12 protein-coding genes are annotated in these 16,458 nt (G+C 61.6%); 3 read left to right on the top strand and 9 right to left on the bottom strand.

Annotation, left to right across the window (positions count from 1 at the left end; genetic code table 11):
• Nucleotide 1: 1 nt before the first annotated feature.
• The 3 genes from emhB to GKKCFE_RS05160 all read left to right on the top strand — a co-directional run bounded on the left by emhB (nt 2) and on the right by GKKCFE_RS05160 (nt 7,226).
• On the top strand, nt 2-3,166 hold the full coding sequence (gene emhB / locus GKKCFE_RS05170) for an efflux RND transporter permease subunit EmhB (RefSeq protein WP_139050950.1): 3,165 nt from the start codon (nt 2-4) through the stop codon (nt 3,164-3,166).
• Nucleotides 3,163-4,620, top strand: a complete 1,458-nt coding sequence (gene adeC, locus GKKCFE_RS05165; protein ID WP_047228033.1) for an AdeC/AdeK/OprM family multidrug efflux complex outer membrane factor — start codon at nt 3,163-3,165, stop codon at nt 4,618-4,620. The genes emhB and adeC overlap by 4 nt, the downstream gene beginning before the upstream one ends.
• Before the next feature lie 1,352 nt (nt 4,621-5,972).
• Complete coding sequence (locus tag GKKCFE_RS05160; protein ID WP_076386014.1) at nt 5,973-7,226, top strand: OprD family porin; 1,254 nt, start codon at nt 5,973-5,975, stop codon at nt 7,224-7,226.
• 481 nt (nt 7,227-7,707) lie between these two features.
• Here GKKCFE_RS05160 and pcaC read toward each other — a convergent pair whose 3' ends face one another.
• From pcaC to GKKCFE_RS05115, 9 genes are all read right to left on the bottom strand, one after another.
• Nucleotides 7,708-8,100, bottom strand: coding sequence for a 4-carboxymuconolactone decarboxylase (pcaC, locus tag GKKCFE_RS05155; RefSeq protein ID WP_139050959.1), 393 nt, complete (start codon nt 8,098-8,100; stop codon nt 7,708-7,710).
• A gap of 11 nt (nt 8,101-8,111) precedes the next feature.
• Complete coding sequence (pcaD, locus tag GKKCFE_RS05150; RefSeq protein ID WP_445577555.1) at nt 8,112-8,912, bottom strand: 3-oxoadipate enol-lactonase; 801 nt, start codon at nt 8,910-8,912, stop codon at nt 8,112-8,114.
• A 12-nt stretch (nt 8,913-8,924) separates the two neighbouring features.
• On the bottom strand, nt 8,925-10,289 hold the full coding sequence (locus tag GKKCFE_RS05145; RefSeq protein WP_445577554.1) for a 3-carboxy-cis,cis-muconate cycloisomerase: 1,365 nt from the start codon (nt 10,287-10,289) through the stop codon (nt 8,925-8,927).
• Nucleotides 10,290-10,499: 210 nt separating this feature from the next.
• Nucleotides 10,500-11,066 carry a protocatechuate 3,4-dioxygenase subunit alpha gene (gene pcaG, locus GKKCFE_RS05140; RefSeq protein ID WP_047228311.1) on the bottom strand — a complete coding sequence of 189 codons (567 nt, stop codon included), beginning with the start codon at nt 11,064-11,066 and terminating at the stop codon, nt 10,500-10,502.
• A 1-nt stretch (nt 11,067) separates the two neighbouring features.
• Entirely contained in the window at nt 11,068-11,772 is a 705-nt protein-coding gene (gene pcaH / locus GKKCFE_RS05135; protein WP_076386020.1) for a protocatechuate 3,4-dioxygenase subunit beta, read from the bottom strand.
• 37 nt (nt 11,773-11,809) lie between these two features.
• Nucleotides 11,810-13,015, bottom strand: a complete 1,206-nt coding sequence (gene pcaF, locus GKKCFE_RS05130) for a 3-oxoadipyl-CoA thiolase (protein WP_445577553.1) — start codon at nt 13,013-13,015, stop codon at nt 11,810-11,812.
• A complete protein-coding gene (locus GKKCFE_RS05125; RefSeq protein WP_178129663.1) occupies nt 13,012-13,794 on the bottom strand; it encodes a CoA-transferase subunit beta in 783 nt (260 codons plus the stop codon). Before GKKCFE_RS05125 ends, pcaF begins: the two co-directional genes overlap by 4 nt.
• The gene (locus GKKCFE_RS05120) at nt 13,791-14,648 is read right to left on the bottom strand and encodes a CoA transferase subunit A (RefSeq protein WP_047228315.1); all 858 of its coding nucleotides are present in this window, start codon (nt 14,646-14,648) and stop codon (nt 13,791-13,793) included. Before GKKCFE_RS05120 ends, GKKCFE_RS05125 begins: the two co-directional genes overlap by 4 nt.
• A gap of 292 nt (nt 14,649-14,940) precedes the next feature.
• Nucleotides 14,941-16,287, bottom strand: a complete 1,347-nt coding sequence (locus tag GKKCFE_RS05115; RefSeq protein ID WP_047228316.1) for an MFS transporter — start codon at nt 16,285-16,287, stop codon at nt 14,941-14,943.
• Between the last annotated feature and the right edge of the window lie 171 nt (nt 16,288-16,458).

The following is a 16,458-nucleotide window of genomic DNA, read 5'->3' as shown; positions in this document are numbered from 1 at the left end:
CATGTCGAAATTTTTTATCGACCGTCCGATTTTCGCCTGGGTTATCGCCCTGGTGATCATGTTGGTCGGGGCCCTGTCGATCCTCAAATTGCCGATCAACCAATACCCCAGCATCGCGCCGCCGGCCATTGCGATCCAGGTCACCTACCCGGGCGCATCCGCGCAGACCGTGCAGGACACCGTGGTGCAGGTCATCGAGCAACAGCTCAACGGCATCGATAACCTGCGTTATGTCTCCTCGGAAAGTAACTCCGACGGCAGCATGACCATCACGGCGACCTTCGAACAAGGCACCAACTCCGATACCGCCCAGGTCCAGGTCCAGAACAAGTTGAACCTGGCCACTCCGCTGCTGCCGCAAGAAGTGCAGCAACAGGGCATCCGCGTGACCAAGTCAGTGAGAAACTTCCTGATGGTGATCGGCGTGGTGTCGCGCGACGGCAGCATGACCCGGGAAGACCTGTCCAACTACATCGTGTCCAACATGCAGGACCCGATCTCGCGCACAGCCGGTGTCGGTGACTTCCAGGTCTTCGGTGCCCAGTACGCAATGCGAATCTGGCTCGACCCAGCCAAGCTGAATAACTACAGCCTGACCCCGGTAGATGTGACCAACGCCATTTCCGCGCAGAACGTCCAGATCGCGTCCGGCCAACTCGGCGGCCTGCCTGCCCTGCCCGGTCAGCAACTGAACGCCACCATTATTGGCAAGACCCGCCTGCAGACCGCTGAACAGTTCAAGGCCATCTTGCTCAAGGTCAATCCGGATGGCTCGCAAGTGCGCGTCGGCGACGTGGCGGATGTCGCCCTGGGCGGCGAGAGCTACAGCATCAATGCCCAGTTCAACGGTGCCCCGGCCTCCGGTCTGGCAGTGAGACTGGCCACCGGTGCCAACGCCCTCGACACGGCCAAGGCCCTGCGCCAGACCGTCGAAGATCTCAAGCCGTTCTTCCCGCAAGGCCTGGAAGTGGTGTTCCCCTACGACACCACACCGGTGGTGAGCGAGTCGATCAAGGGTGTGGTTGAAACCCTGATCGAAGCGGTTGCCCTGGTGTTCCTGGTGATGTTCCTGTTCCTGCAGAACTTCCGCGCCACCATCATCACCACGATGACGGTTCCGGTGGTACTGCTCGGCACTTTCGGGATCCTCGCGGCATTCGGCTTCAGCATCAACACCCTGACTATGTTCGGCATGGTGCTGGCCATCGGTTTGCTGGTGGACGATGCCATCGTCGTGGTGGAGAACGTCGAACGGGTCATGAGTGAAGAAGGTCTGTCACCCAAGGAAGCCACCAAGAAATCCATGGGCCAGATCCAGGGCGCCCTGGTGGGTATCGCCCTGGTGCTCTCGGCGGTGCTGCTGCCGATGGCGTTTTTTGGTGGCTCCACCGGCGTGATCTACAAGCAGTTTTCCATCACCATCGTCTCGGCCATGGCCCTGTCGGTACTGGTGGCCCTGATCTTTACCCCGGCCCTGTGCGCCACCATGCTCAAGCCGATTCCCAAGGGTGAGCACGGCACGCCAAAACGCGGCTTCTTCGGCTGGTTCAACCGCACCTTCGACCGCGGCGTCAGAAGCTACGAGCGCGGCGTGGGCAACATGCTCAAGCACAAGGCGCCGTACCTGCTGGCCTATGTGATCATCGTGGTTGGCATGGTCTGGCTGTTCACCCGCATCCCGACGGCGTTCCTGCCGGAAGAAGACCAGGGCGTGCTGTTTGCCCAAGTGCAGACCCCGGCGGGTTCCAGCGCCGAACGGACCCAGGTGGTGGTGGACAACATGCGCGAGTTCCTGCTGCGTCCAAGCAAGGATGGCGGTGAAGGCGATGGCGTGGCCTCGGTGTTCACCGTGACCGGCTTCAACTTCGCTGGTCGTGGCCAGAGCTCCGGCCTGGCGTTCATCATGCTCAAGCCGTGGGAAGAGCGTGACGCTGAGAACACCGTGTTCAAAATCGCTGGCCGCGCCCAGCAACACTTCTTCACCTTCCGCGACGCAATGGTGTTTGCCTTCGCTCCGCCGGCGGTGATGGAACTGGGTAACGCCACCGGTTTCGACGTGTTCCTGCAGGACCGCGCCGGCATCGGCCATGAGAAGCTGATGGAAGCCCGCAACCAGTTCCTGGGCATGGCTTCCCAAAGCAAGATTCTCTCCCAGGTGCGTCCGAACGGCCTGAATGACGAGCCGCAGTACCAGTTGGAGATCGATGACGAGAAGGCCAGCGCCCTGGGCATTACCCTCTCGGACATCAACAACACCCTGTCGATTGCCCTGGGCAGTAGCTACGTGAACGACTTCATCGACCGTGGTCGGGTGAAGCGGGTGTACGTCCAGGGTCAGCCGAATGCACGCATGAGCCCCGAAGACCTGCAGAAGTGGTATGTGCGCAACAGCGCCGGGACTATGGTGCCGTTCAGCGCATTCGCCAAGGGCGAATGGGTCTACGGCTCGCCGAAACTGGCCCGTTACAACGGCGTGGAAGCAATGGAAATTCTGGGGTCGCCGGCCCCGGGTTACTCCACCGGTGAAGCCATGGCCGAAGTCGAGGCCATCGCCCAGAAACTGCCGGCCGGCGTCGGTATTTCCTGGACGGGTCTGTCCTACGAGGAACGTCTTTCCGGCTCCCAGGCGCCTGCGTTGTACGCCTTGTCGCTGCTGATGGTATTCCTCTGCCTGGCTGCGCTGTATGAAAGCTGGTCGATTCCGATCGCGGTCATGCTCGTGGTACCACTGGGGATCATCGGTGCCTTGATGGCGACCAGCCTGCGCGGCCTGTCCAACGACGTGTACTTCCAGGTGGGCTTGTTGACGACCATCGGTCTGGCGGCGAAAAACGCTATTCTGATCGTGGAATTCGCCAAGGAACTCCACGAGCAGGGCCGCACGCTGGTGGAAGCCGCCATTGAAGCCTGTAGGATGCGTCTAAGGCCGATCATCATGACCTCCCTGGCGTTCGTTCTCGGCGTGGTGCCGTTGGCGATTTCCACCGGCGCAGGTTCAGGCAGCCAGCACGCCATCGGCACCGGTGTGATCGGCGGTATGTTGACCGCCACCATCCTGGCGATTTTCTGGGTGCCATTGTTCTTCGTGACTGTGTCGTCGATAGGCCGTCGCAAAAATATCGACCAGGACGACACTCCTGAAACTTCTAAAGAGGCTGGCCAATGAGCAAGTCGCTCCTCTCTCTGACCATCGCCGCCGTCGTGCTCAGCGGCTGCTCGCTGATCCCCGATTATCAGCGGCCCGAAGCACCGGTCGCCACGCAGTACCCGCAAGGTCCGGCCTACGAGCCGGCCAAGGCGGCCAGCCAGGCCGCCGCCGAACAGGGCTGGAAACAGTTTTTCCATGACCCGGCCTTGCAACAGCTGATCCAGGTTGCCCTGGAAAACAACCGCGACCTGCGCGTCGCGGCGCTGAATATCGATGCTTACGCCGCGCAATACCGCATCCAGCGGGCGGACCTGTTCCCAGCGGTCTCGGCCACCGGTTCCGGTAGCCGTCAGCGAGTGCCGGCACGGGCGTCGCAAACCGGTGAGGCGGCCATCAGCAGCTCCTACTCCGCGACCCTGGGCATCAGTGCTTATGAACTGGACCTGTTCGGCCGGGTGCGCAGCCTGAGCGAGCAAGCGTTGCAAAGCTACTTCGCCACCGAAGAGGCCCGTCGCAGTACCCAGATCAGCCTGGTGGCCAGCGTTGCCAACGCCTACCTGACCTGGCAGGCCGACAAGGAACTGCTCAAGCTGACCCAGGAAACCCTGGGCACCTACGAGCAAAGCCTCAAGCTGACCTCCCGCAGCGCCGAAGTCGGCGTGGCCTCGGCCCTGGACCTGAGCCAGGCACGCACGGCGGTGGAAAACGCCCGCGTACAACTGGCGCGCTATACCCGCCAGGTGGCTCAGGATGAAAACAGCCTGACCCTGTTGCTGGGCACCGGTCTGCCATCCAACCTGAGCACCCAACCGCTGAGCGATGACCTGCTCAGCGAAGTGCCGGCGGGGTTGCCGTCAGACCTGTTGCAACGTCGCCCAGACATCCTCCAGGCCGAACGCAACCTGCTGGCCGCCAACGCCAACATCGGCGCCGCACGGGCCGCGTTCTTCCCCAGCATCAGCCTGACGGCCAACGCCGGCACCCTGAGCCCGGACCTGTCCGGCCTGTTCAAGGGCGGTTCGGGCACCTGGACCTTCGCTCCGCAAATCAACCTGCCGATCTTCAACGCCGGCAGCCTGCGGGCAAGCCTGGATTACGCCAAAATCCAGAAAGACATCAACGTCGCCAATTACGAGAAGTCGATTCAGACCGCGTTTCAGGAAGTCTCCGACGGCCTGGCCGCACGCCGGACCTACAATGAACAGTTGCAGGCCCAGACCGCCTTCGTCGCCGCCAACCAGGACTACTACAGCCTGGCCGAGCGTCGCTATCGCATCGGCGTCGACAGCAACCTGACCTTCCTCGACGCCCAACGTCAGTTGTTCAGCGCCCAACAATCGCTGATCACCGACCGCTTGGCGCAACTGACCAGCGAGGTCAATCTGTACAAGGCGTTGGGCGGTGGTTGGAATGCCGAACCCGGCAAGAACGAACCGGTGGCGGAGAAAGCACCGCCGTTGAAACTGTTCTGACTTGATGCCTGAACGCTGAAACACGAAGCCCACCGGAAGGTGGGCTTTTTGTTTGTGCACGCTGTGTGGGAGCAAGGCTTGCCCGCGATGGCGGCCTGACAGTCGGCCAGGGTTTTGTTGATTGCGTACATATCCGTTTCTGCGGTAACGGCCACTTAGGGTTCCGCCCTTACGGCGGCTCACTTTTGAGGAGCCCGGAAGCCGGCCCAGTCAAAAGTAAGCAAAACGCTTCTGCCCCACCACTCGGTGCCTCGCCTAGGCTCGGCATGCCCGCACTCCGGCATTGCTCCGTGGGCCCGCCGCGAAGGGCCATCCATGGCCCAGCGCGGCTACCTCAGCATCCATGCCGAGGTGCCCACTGCGCAATGCCTGCGTTCGGCCAGCGTGGTTAACGGGGCGCCCGAGATCAACGTCCACCGCGAGGCGGCCTGATAGCCGACCTGATTTTTTGGTGATCGCGTTCCTACTGTGGGAGCGAGCTTGCTCGCGAAGAGGCCAGCACATCCAACATCGCCGCAAACTGACCCTACGCTATCGCGAGCAGGCTCGCTCCCACATAGGTTTGCGGGTGTTCACAACATTCGCACACGATACAAAAACCTGTGGGAGCGAGCTTGTTCGCGATGACGCCAGCACATCCAACACCACCGCAAACTGTCCCTCCGCCATCGCGAGCAAGCTCGCTCCCACAGTTGGATCGGGGTATGGCCGGAGAGACAGGTCGGCTGTCATACAGCCTTCGCGAGCGGGCTCGCTCTCACAATGGGATCGGCGTACGACCGGGAGAGCCAGGTCGGCTACTAGGCCGCCTCGCTTTTGATTTTGATCTCGGGCGCCCCGTTAACCACGCTGGCCGAACGCAGCGTTGCGCAGTGGGCCCACGGAGCAATGCCGGAGTGAGGGCACACCGAGCCTAAGCGAGGTGCCGAGTGGTGGGGCAAAAGCGCTTTGCTTACTTTCGCCTGGGCCGGCTTCCGGATTTTCGAAAGTGAGTCGCTGTAAAAGCGAAACCATAAGCGGCCGTTACCGCAGAAACGGATATGTACGCAATCAACAAAACCCTGGCCGGCTGTCAGGCCGCCATCGCGAGCAGGCTCACTCCCACAGAGATCCAATCAGTTTTTGCCGTTCGATAATCGCCCAAAACCCGCAAACGGCAATTGAACCGATCCCAGCCGGCCCTTCACCATCGCTCGCACAAAACCAATAACAACAGGTTCGATGCCATGCCCATAGACCCCGCCTCATCCGGCTGATCCTTCGATCGCCTTACCGTCCAGCTCCACAGTGCCGACTGCAACCCAAGGTTGCGGCAGCGACCCGCTTTGCCCACAAAAACTAGAGACATGCCCATGAAACCTACACAGCATTTATTCCCCAGTCTTATCGCTATCGCCCTGTCTGGCGCCACCCTGCCCGTCCTGGCCGCAGAGTCGGGTTTTGTCGAGGACGCCAAGGTCAATCTCAACCTGCGCAACTTCTACATCAACCGCAACTTCACCAACCCGGCTAACGCCCAAGGCAAAGCCGAGGAATGGACCCAGAGTTTCATTCTCGACGCTAAGTCCGGCTTCACCCAGGGCACAGTCGGTTTCGGTATGGACGTGCTGGGCATGTACTCGCTCAAGCTCGACGGTGGTCGCGGCACTGCCAATACCGCCTTGTTGCCGGTGCATGACGATGGCCGTCCGGCCGATGACTTTGGTCGCCTGGGTGTCGCACTCAAGGCCAAGGTGTCGAAAACTGAGCTGAAAGTGGGCGAATGGATGCCGGTGCTGCCGATCCTGCGCTCTGACGACGGTCGCTCCCTGCCGCAGACTTTCCGCGGTGGTCAGGTCACTTCCACCGAGATCAACGGCCTGAGCCTGTACGGCGGCCAGTTCCGCGCCAACAGCCCGCGTAACGACGCGAGCATGGAAGACATGTCGATGAACGGCCGCGGCGCGTTCACGTCCGACCGCTTCAATTTCGGCGGCGGCGAATACGCCTTCAACGACAAGCGCACTCAGGTCGGCGTCTGGTACGCGGAACTCTCGGACATCTACCAGCAAAAATATTTCAACCTGACCCACAGCCAGCCCATCGGTGACTGGACCCTGGGCGCCAACCTGGGCTACTTCATCGGCAAGGAAGAAGGCAGTGCCCTGGCGGGCGACCTGGACAACAAGACCGCCTTCGCCATGCTCTCGGCCAAATACGGTGGCAACACCTTCTACGTCGGCCTGCAAAAACTCAGCGGCGACGATGGCTGGATGCGCGTCAACGGCACCAGCGGCGGCACCCTGGCCAACGACAGCTACAACTCCAGCTACGACAACGCCCAGGAAAAATCCTGGCAAGTGCGCCACGACTTCAACTTTGCCGCCGTCGGCGTACCGGGCCTGACCCTGATGAACCGCTACATCAGCGGTGACAACGTACACACAGGCACCATCACCGACGGTAAGGAATGGGGTCGCGAAAGCGAACTGGCCTACACCGTACAGAGCGGTGCGTTGAAGAGCCTCAATGTGAAATGGCGTAATTCGACGATGCGTCGGGATTACAGCACCAATGAGTTCGATGAGAACCGGCTGATCGTCAGCTATCCGATCAGCTTGTTGTAAAAGCCAAACATGGGTGGAGGCTGTACCGGCATCATCGCGAGCAGGCTCGCTCCCACAGGGGGATCAGTGTCGAGCAAAAAATTTGTGTTCACAGAAGATCCAGTGTGGGAGCGAGCCTGCTCGCGATGGCGTCATCACATTCAACATCGATGCAAGCTGACCCACCGCTTTCGCGAGCAGGCTCGCTCCCACAAGGGGATCAGTGTCGAGCAAAAAATTTTGTGATCACTGAAGATCCAGTGTGGGAGCGAGCCTGCTCGCGATGGCGTCATCACATTCAACATCGATGCAAGCTGACCCACCGCTTTCGCGAGCAGGCTCGCTCCCACAAAGGGATCAGTGTCGAGCATAAAATTTGTGTTCACTGAAGATCCAGTGTGGGAGCGAGCCTGCTCGCGATGGCGTCATCACATTCACCATCGATGCAAACTGACCCACCGCTATCGCGAGCAAGCTCGCTCCCACAGGGTTAGGGTGATGCTTAAGTCCGGGACTCGACACCCAGTTCATCCCACACCGACTCGGCCAGGTGGAAGGTGGCGTTGGCCGCAGGGATGCCGCAATAGATAGCACTCTGCATGATCACTTCCTTGATCTCGCTGCGGCTCACACCATTATTGGCAGCAGCGCGCAAGTGCAGTTTGAGTTCTTCGCTGCGGTTCATGCCGATCAGCATGGCGATGGTGATCAGGCTGCGGGTGTGGCGCGGCAGGCCGGGGCGGGTCCATATGTCGCCCCAGGCATGACGGGTGATCATCTCCTGGAATTCGCTGTTGAACTCGGTCAAGGCATTCAGGCTGCGGTCGACGTGGGCATCGCCCAGCACCGCGCGGCGTACTTGCATGCCTTCGTCGTAACGTTGTTTCTCGTCCACAGAATACTCCCTCAAGAACGACTGGAATCCAGCAGGAAAGCCAGCACCCGTTCGCTGAACGCAGCGCCGGCCTGGACGTTGGACAGATGCGCGGCATGGAATTCGGCGTATTCGGCGCCGTTGACCCGCTCCTGGATAAAGTGCCCGCCCGACGGTGGGGTCACGGCATCTTCGGTGCCGGCGACCACCAGCAGCGGCACGCGAATCGACGACAACTGCTCGCGGAAATCGGCATCGCGCACCGCCGCGCAGTTAGCCGCGTAGCCCTGGGGCGAAGTGGCAGCAAGCATGTCGGTGATTCTCCTGACCTTCTCTGGATGAGCCTGGGCAAAGTCCGGCGTGAACCAACGAGCAATCGAGGCATCCCGCAGCGCGACCATCGCCGCCTTGCCATCACGCAGTACGGTTTCGATCCGCGGGTCCCATACGGATGGGTCGCCGATCTTGGCGGCGGTGTTGCACACCACCAGTTTGTGCAGCCGCTCACCGGCATTGATCCCCAGCCATTGGCCGATCAATCCGCCCATGGACAACCCACAGAAATGCACCTTGTCGATGTTCAGCTGATCGAGCATCGCCAGCACGTCGCGGCCCAGTTGTTCGATGCTGTACGGCCCTTCAGTCACCAATGATTGACCGTGCCCGCGCGTGTCGAAACGCAGCACGCGAAAGTGTTCACTGAAGGCGGCGATCTGCTCGTCCCACATGTGCAGGTCGGTGCCCAGGGAGTTGGAGAGCACCAGCACCGGGGCATCTTGCGGCCCATCGAAGCAATAGTTCAGTTCGCCTTCGGCGAGTTTGACGAATCCCACAACAGTCTCCTTTCAGGCGTTCAAGGCAAGGTGTTCAGCCACCGCGCGCGCGACCCAGGTCTGGGCTTGGCCGAGGTAGTGGGCGGGGTCGAGCAAATGATCCAGCTCAGCGGCAGACAACCGCGCAGTGACTTGGGGCTCGTCCCCCAACACGCCCCGCAAATGACGCTGCTCCGCCACGGCGCGTTTGCAACATTGCTCCAACAGATGATGCGCGGTGTCGCGTCCGACCCGCTGGGCCAGGACGATGCTCACCGCCTCGGCCAGCACCAGCCCTTGGGTCAGTTCCAGATTGCGAGCCATGCGTGCCGCGTCCACTTCCAGACCTTCGGCCAGCAGCCGCGCCTGTTGCAGGGCGCCGGACACCAGGCAGCAGATCTCCGGCAAGGTTTCCCATTCGGCGTGCCACAGGCCCAGGCTGCGTTCGTGCTCCTGGGGCATGGCGCTGAACAGCGTCGACAACAGGCCAGGGACTCGGGTCGCCGCACCGATCAGCACCGCCGCGCCCACCGGGTTACGTTTGTGCGGCATGGTGGACGAACCGCCCTTGCCCGGCGCCGAGGGTTCGAACGCTTCACCGGCCTCGGTCTGCATCAACAAGCTGATGTCGCGGCCCAGTTTGCCCAGGCTGCCGGCGATCAACCCCAGTACCGAACCGAACTCAACCAGGCGATCGCGTTGGGTGTGCCACGGCTGCTCCGGCAAGCTCAGTTGCAGCTCGGCGGCCAGGGCTTCGGCGATGGGCAAGGCCTGCTCACCCAGTGCGGCAAGCGTTCCGGAGGCACCACCGAACTGCAACACCAGCAAGCGCGGCTTGAGCTCATTCAGGCGCTGGCGGCTACGGGTGATGGCTCCCAGCCAACCGGCGATTTTCATGCCCAGGGTCACCGGTGTTGCGTGTTGCAACCAAGTGCGCCCGGCCAATGGCGTGGCGGCGTAGCGTTCGGCTTGGCGGGCGAGAATCGTGGCCAGTTGCGCCAGTTCGCCTTCGATCAAACCCAATGCCTGGCGCAGTTGCAGCACCAACCCACTGTCCATCACGTCCTGACTGGTAGCCCCCAGGTGCACGTAGCGCTCAGCCTCGGCGTCTTGCGCGGCAATGCGCTTGCCGAGGGCCTTGACCAGTGGAATCGCCGAATTACCCGCCGTGGCAATCGCCTCGCTCAACGCCGAAAAATCGTACAACTGCGCGTCACAGGCCTTCTCGATCGGAGCCACTGCACTGACAGGGATCAAGCCCACCTTCGCTTCCGCCCGGGCCAGCGCCGCCTCGACATCGAGCATGGCCTGCACCCGGCCCGCATCACAAAACACCTCGCGCATGTGGCGGGTGGTGAAGTAGGCATCAAAGAGCTGATTACCCGGTCGTTCGCTCATAAAAAGTCCTTGGGTGTGCAGGTCTGCCGGCCTGACGCGGTTGGGTCAAAAGCTGCAACGTAAATACGTGGGTTGTCGCACATCCTATTCATCACCCGCGCAGGCCAACCCTACGCCTTCGGGTGGAACAGGGTCATCAGTATTTTGTACAACCCACGCCCCACCGTTGTTACAGGGCTGGGCCAAGAGCATTCGCCACACGGGTTTCAATCAGTAGTCGAAGAACACCGTCTCGGCATCCGTCCCCTGCAAAACCACGTTCCACTGATACACGCCCGAAGCATCGGGCTTGCTCACGATAGTGGCGCGACGTTCCTCGGGCACGCAGGCCAGCAGCGGGTCGGTTTCGTTGGCCTGCTCGCCATCGAAGTAGATTCGCGTCAGCAAATGCTTGACCAGACCGCGGGCGAACACCAGCACTACAAGGTGCGGCGCCTGGGTCGTGCCGCCAAGGCCCGGCACGGAGCCCGGCTTGATGGTGGTGAAACGAAAACGCCCTTCGGCATCCACCGGCACCCGGCCAAAGCCTTCGAAATTCGGGTCCAGGGGCTTGTCCTGGTCGTCTTCCGGGTGTGCATATTTGCCGGCGGCGTTGGCCTGCCAGACTTCCAGCATCGCGTCATTGACGAATTCGCCGTTGCCGTCGATCACCTGCCCGGTGATCGCCACGCGCTGGCCGAGGGTTTGGGCAACGGTCAGGTCTTCGCGGTTCAGCCAGGTCAGGCCGATGTGGTAGTAAGGACCAACGGTGTGGGAGGTGGTGGCAGTGAGCGTCATCTTATTTCTCCATCGGCGTGGCATCGCGGCCGCGCAATACGATGTCCCAGCGATAACCGAGGGCGTAGTGAGGAATGGTTTTTTCCAGGTCGAAACGGGCGATCAGACGTTCCTTGGCGCTGGTGTCCGGCACGCAGTTGTAGATCGGATCGTAGGCCAGCAGCGGGTCGCCGGGGAAATACATCTGCGTCACCAGCCGCGTCAGGATGCTCGGGCCGAACAGTGAGAAATGGATATGCGCCGGGCGCCAGGCATTGTGATGGTTGCCCCACGGGTAGGCGCCGGGCTTGATGGTCTGGAACTGGTACCAGCCATCGGCGTCGGTGACGGTGCGACCGGTGCCGGTGAAGTTCGGGTCCAGCGGTGCGTCGTGCAGGTCGCGGTCATGGTTGTAACGACCGGCGGCGTTGGCCTGCCAGATCTCCACCAGGATGCCAGGCACGGGTTGGCCATGCTCATCCAGCACGCGCCCGTGAATGATGATTCGCTCCCCCAGTGGCTCGCCGGCATGCTGGGCAGTCAGGTCGTTGTCCTTCTCCTGCAGGCGATCGGCACCTACGGTCGGACCGGTAATTTCCGACAGCGAATGAGGCAGGTACACCAACGGCTTTGAAGGCGAGCGCAGGTTGGTGGACTGGTACGGCGGGTGCAGGTACTCCGGTTGGGTGCCCGCTTGGGGGCGACGATAACCAGGCTTGTCAGTCATGAAGCATTCCTCGGTTTCTTATTAGTGGAACGACGTGTCAGACGCGTTCGATTGCCAACGCCAGACCCTGGCCGACGCCGACACACATGGTCGCCAGGCCTTTCTTGCCGCCGGTCTTTTCCAGATGATGCAACGCCGTCAGCACCAGCCGTGCTCCGCTCATACCCAGCGGATGACCGAGGGCGATGGCGCCGCCATTGGGGTTCACCTGCGGCGCGTCGTCCGCCAGACCCAGATCGCGCAGCACCGCCAGGCCCTGGCTGGCGAAGGCTTCGTTGAGTTCGATCACATCAAAGTCTGCGACCGCCAGGCCCAGGCGCTCAGTGAGTTTGCGCACCGCGGGCACCGGGCCGATGCCCATCACCCGTGGAGCCACGCCGGCACTGGCCATGCCCAACACTTTACCCCGAGGCGTCAGCCCGTGTTTCTTCACCGCTTCGGCCGAAGCCAGGATCATAGCCGCCGCGCCATCATTCACGCCCGAGGCGTTGCCGGCCGTGACGGTTTTGTCCGGACCGTTGACCGGCTTGAGTTTGCTCAAGGTCTCCAGCGTGGTGTCGGCGCGAGGATGCTCGTCCTGCTCGACCACGGTTTCGCCTTTCTTGTGGGCTACGCGCACCGGGACGATTTCCTCGGCGAAATACCCTGCGGCCTGGGCTGCTGCCGTGCGCTGTTGGCTGCGCAAGGCGAAAGCATCCTGGTCAGCGCGGGACACTGCGTATTCATCGGCCACGTTATCGGCGGTCTGGGGCATCGCGTCCACACCGTACTGGGCTTTCATCAACGGGTTGATGAAGCGCCAGCCGATGGTGGTGTCTTCCAGTTTCATGTTGCGGGAGAACGCGGCATCGGCCTTGCCCATCACGAACGGTGCGCGGGACATCGACTCCACGCCGCCGGCGATGGCCAATTCCATTTCGCCGCTGGCAATGGCGCGGAACGCCGTGCCGACGGCGTCCATGCCCGAGGCGCAGAGGCGGTTGAGGGTTACGCCGGGAATGCTCTGCGGCAGGCCAGCCAGCAGCAGCGCCATGCGCGCCACGTTGCGGTTGTCTTCCCCGGCCTGGTTGGCACAACCGAGAAACACTTCGTCCACGGCAGTCCAGTCCACCGATGGGTTGCGTTCCATCAGCGCCTTGATCGGCACGGCGGCCAGGTCATCGGCGCGCACCGCGGCCAAACCGCCACCGAAGCGACCGATGGGGGTTCGAATCGCATCACAGATATAAACGTCGCGCATCACGCTTCTCCCGGTGCCTGGCCGTGGGCCGCGGCAGTGCGAGCTTCCAGGTCGCGCAGTGCGCGCAGCTCTGTTTCGGTCGGCTCGGCGGTGGTTTGCACCTGGTCGGCAAAACGAATCGCCCAACCGGTGGCGGCAACGACTTGCTCGCGGGTCACGCCGGGGTGCAGCGCAGTGACCACGAACTCATGGCTGCCGGCTTCCGGCTCCATGATGCACAAGTCGGTGATGATACCGACCGGACCTGCGCCCGGCAGGCCCAGGCGTTTACGCGAATCCCCGCCCTCGCCGTGACCGACCGAGGTGATGAAATCCAGCTTGTCGACGAACGAGCGCGCCGACTGCTTGAGGATGATCAGCACGCTCTTGGCCGAACCGGCGATTTCCGGTGCACCACCGGCGCCCGGCAAGCGGACTTTCGGTTGATGGTAGTCGCCCACCACCGTGGTGTTGATGTTGCCGAACCGGTCGACCTGAGCTGCACCGAGAAAGCCGACGTCGATGCGTCCGCCCTGCAACCAGTAGCGAAAAATCTCACCGGTCGGCACGACAGTGTCCGCGGTTTCAGCCAGCTCACCATCACCGATAGACAGTGGCAATACGCTGGGTTTGGCCCCGATCGGACCGGACTCGTAGATCAGCACGACATCCGGCGACGAGGTCAGCCGCGCCAGGTTGGCTGCCTTCGATGGCAGGCCGATGCCCACGAAGCACACAGCCTTGTTCTGCAATCGACGGGCTGCGGCGACGGTCATCATTTCATTGGTGGAGTACGTCATTATTTCACCTGCGAAGTGGCAGCCAGTCGGGCCTGGAATTCACTGAAATCTTTCGTTGCGTGGATGTATTCATTGATCCATGCGGTAAAGGTCTCACGGTCCCGGGCGATCGGATCCCAAGCCTGGTAGAAGCGGTTGTCACGTTCGGTGTAGCCATGCGCGTAGGACGGATGAGCGCCGCCCGGTACGTGGCACACCGCGCTCAGCGCCCAGGTCGGCAGCACGCAGGCGTTCATCGGTGCGTTGAGGTCATCGACAATTTCTTCCACGGTGACGATGCAGCGCTTGGCGGCCAGGGCGGCTTCTTTCTGCACGCCGAGAATGCCCCACAACAGGACGTTGCCCTTGCGGTCGGCTTTTTGAGCGTGGATCACTGTAATGTCCGGACGCACGGATGGCACGGCGGCCAGCACTTCCCCGGTGAAGGGGCAGGTCACGGTTTTGATCAACGGATTGACCTTTGGCAGGTCGGAGCCGGCGTAGGCCCGCAGCACCGCGAATGGCAGGCCCGAGGCCCCGGCGACGTAGGCATTGGCCAGGTCGGCGTGGCTGTGCTCTTCGATCTCCAGCGGCTGCGGCCATTGTTTTTCCACGGCATCGCGCAGCCGGTGCAGGGAGCCCACCCCAGGATTGCCGCCCCAGGAGAAAATCAGCTTGCGAGCACAACCGGCGCCGATCAACTGGTCGTAGATCAGGTCGGGCGTCATCCGCACCAGGGTCAGGTCTTTCTTGCCCTGGCGAATGATTTCATGACCCGCCGCCGTCGGAATCAGGTGAGTGAAGCCTTCGAGCGCGACGGTATCGCCGTCATTGACGAATTGCTTCACTGCGTCGTGCAGCGAAAGGATTTCAGCCATGGGGCAGGCTCCCGTTTTTCAGTAGACCAAGATGAAGAAAAAGGCGCGAGGTTAAGCGCCGGAGTGACTGAAGATTAAGCTCGGGGTGACAGCCAAACAATCCGATAATCGACTGAGTGTTCGTTTATCGAACAGATTGTTGTTTGGCTATCGATTTCCCAGACACCCTGATCCTGTGGGAGCGAGCCTGCTCGCGATTGAGGTGGGTCAGTCAACACTTATGCAAGTTGACCCACCGCTATCGCGAGCAGGCTCGCTCCCACCGGTCTGTCGCAAGGTTCAGATCATTGGCTCACGTCGCATCCGCATGACTGACCATGCCCTTGATCACCACCGCCGCAGTCGCCAGGGCCGCTGGAATGACCAGGGCGGTCAGGACCTGTTCGAAGTTCCAGCCCAGGCCCAACAATGTCGCGCCCATCCAGGCGCCGAGGATCGCGCCGAACCGGCCGATGCCCAGCATCCATGAGACTCCGGTGGCCCGGCCTTGGGTCGGATAGAACCGCGCCGCCAGCGACGGCATCGCCGATTGCGCGCCGTTGACGCACATGCCGGCCACCAGCACCAACGTGGCAAGCAAGGTAATGTTGCCCAGACTCTGCCCTACCGCGTAGGCGAATATCCCGGCCATCAAGTAGAAAATGCCGATGACCTTGTGCGGATTGAACCGATCCATCGCCCAACCCACCCCAACCGCGCTCAATACGCCGCCGAACTGGAACAACGCCCCGATAAACGCCGCCTGCTCCATGCTCGCGCCGCTGTCGCGCATCAGCGTCGGCAACCAACTGGTCAGCAGGTAAACAATTACCAGCCCCATGAAATAGGTCAGCCACAACAAGAGCGTCCCGGCGCTGTAGGTGCCGGAGAAAATCACCGCCAGCACGTTGCGGGCTTTAACGATTTTTTGTTCCGGCACACTGAAACTCGCCGCCTGGGCGACGGTGTGCGGATCGATCGGGGCCAGGGTCTTGCGCACCTTGTCCGTGCCGCGATTGCGCACCACCAGATAACGTGCCGACTCCGGCAACCAGAACACCAGCACCACCGCCAGGATCAACGGCAGGATCCCGCCGATCAGCAGCAGACTGTGCCAACCGAACGCCGGTATCAACTTGGCCGAGATAAACCCGCCACCGGCCATTCCCAGGTTGAAGCCGCAGAACATGCTGGTCACCAGCAACGACTTTTTACGCTCCGGGGTGTATTCCGACAGCAAGGTAGTGGCGTTCGGCATACCGGCGCCCAACCCCAGGCCGGTCAGAAAGCGCAGCACCAGCAATTGATCGATGTTGGTGCTGTAAGCCGATGCCAGGCTGAACGCGCCGAACAGCACGACCGCGCCTACCAGCACAACTTTTCGGCCGAAACGGTCTGCCAACGGACCGGAACCAAGAGCACCGAAGACCATGCCGATCAGCGCCGCACTCATGACCGGACCGAGGCTGGCCCGATCAATGCCCCAGTCCTGGGAGAGCGCCGGAGCGATGAAGCCCATGGCCGCAGTGTCGAGGCCGTCGAGAAAAACAATCAGAAAGCACAGAATCACTACCCGCCATTGATAGCGCGAGATGGGTTGAGCGTTGATGAAGGACTGCACGTCGAGGCAATTGCCTACGGAGGTCTGGGGTTGGTTCATCTTGTTTTTATTCCACGCAAGAAAACGCAGGCGAACAGAGGCCCGGCAAATAAACCGCAAGGCTGCAAAAAAGGTGTTGGTTAGCGGGCGATCCGGGACAGACAGGTCGATCGATCGTCAAGGTGAAGGCCGAGGAAGGTATACATGGCAGGTGTGCCTCTCATTATTGTT

It is taken from the genome of Pseudomonas sp. E141 (assembly GCF_052659885.1).
The sequence above is the reverse complement of the archived record's forward strand: the minus strand, read 5'-3'. Positions and strand labels throughout refer to the sequence as shown.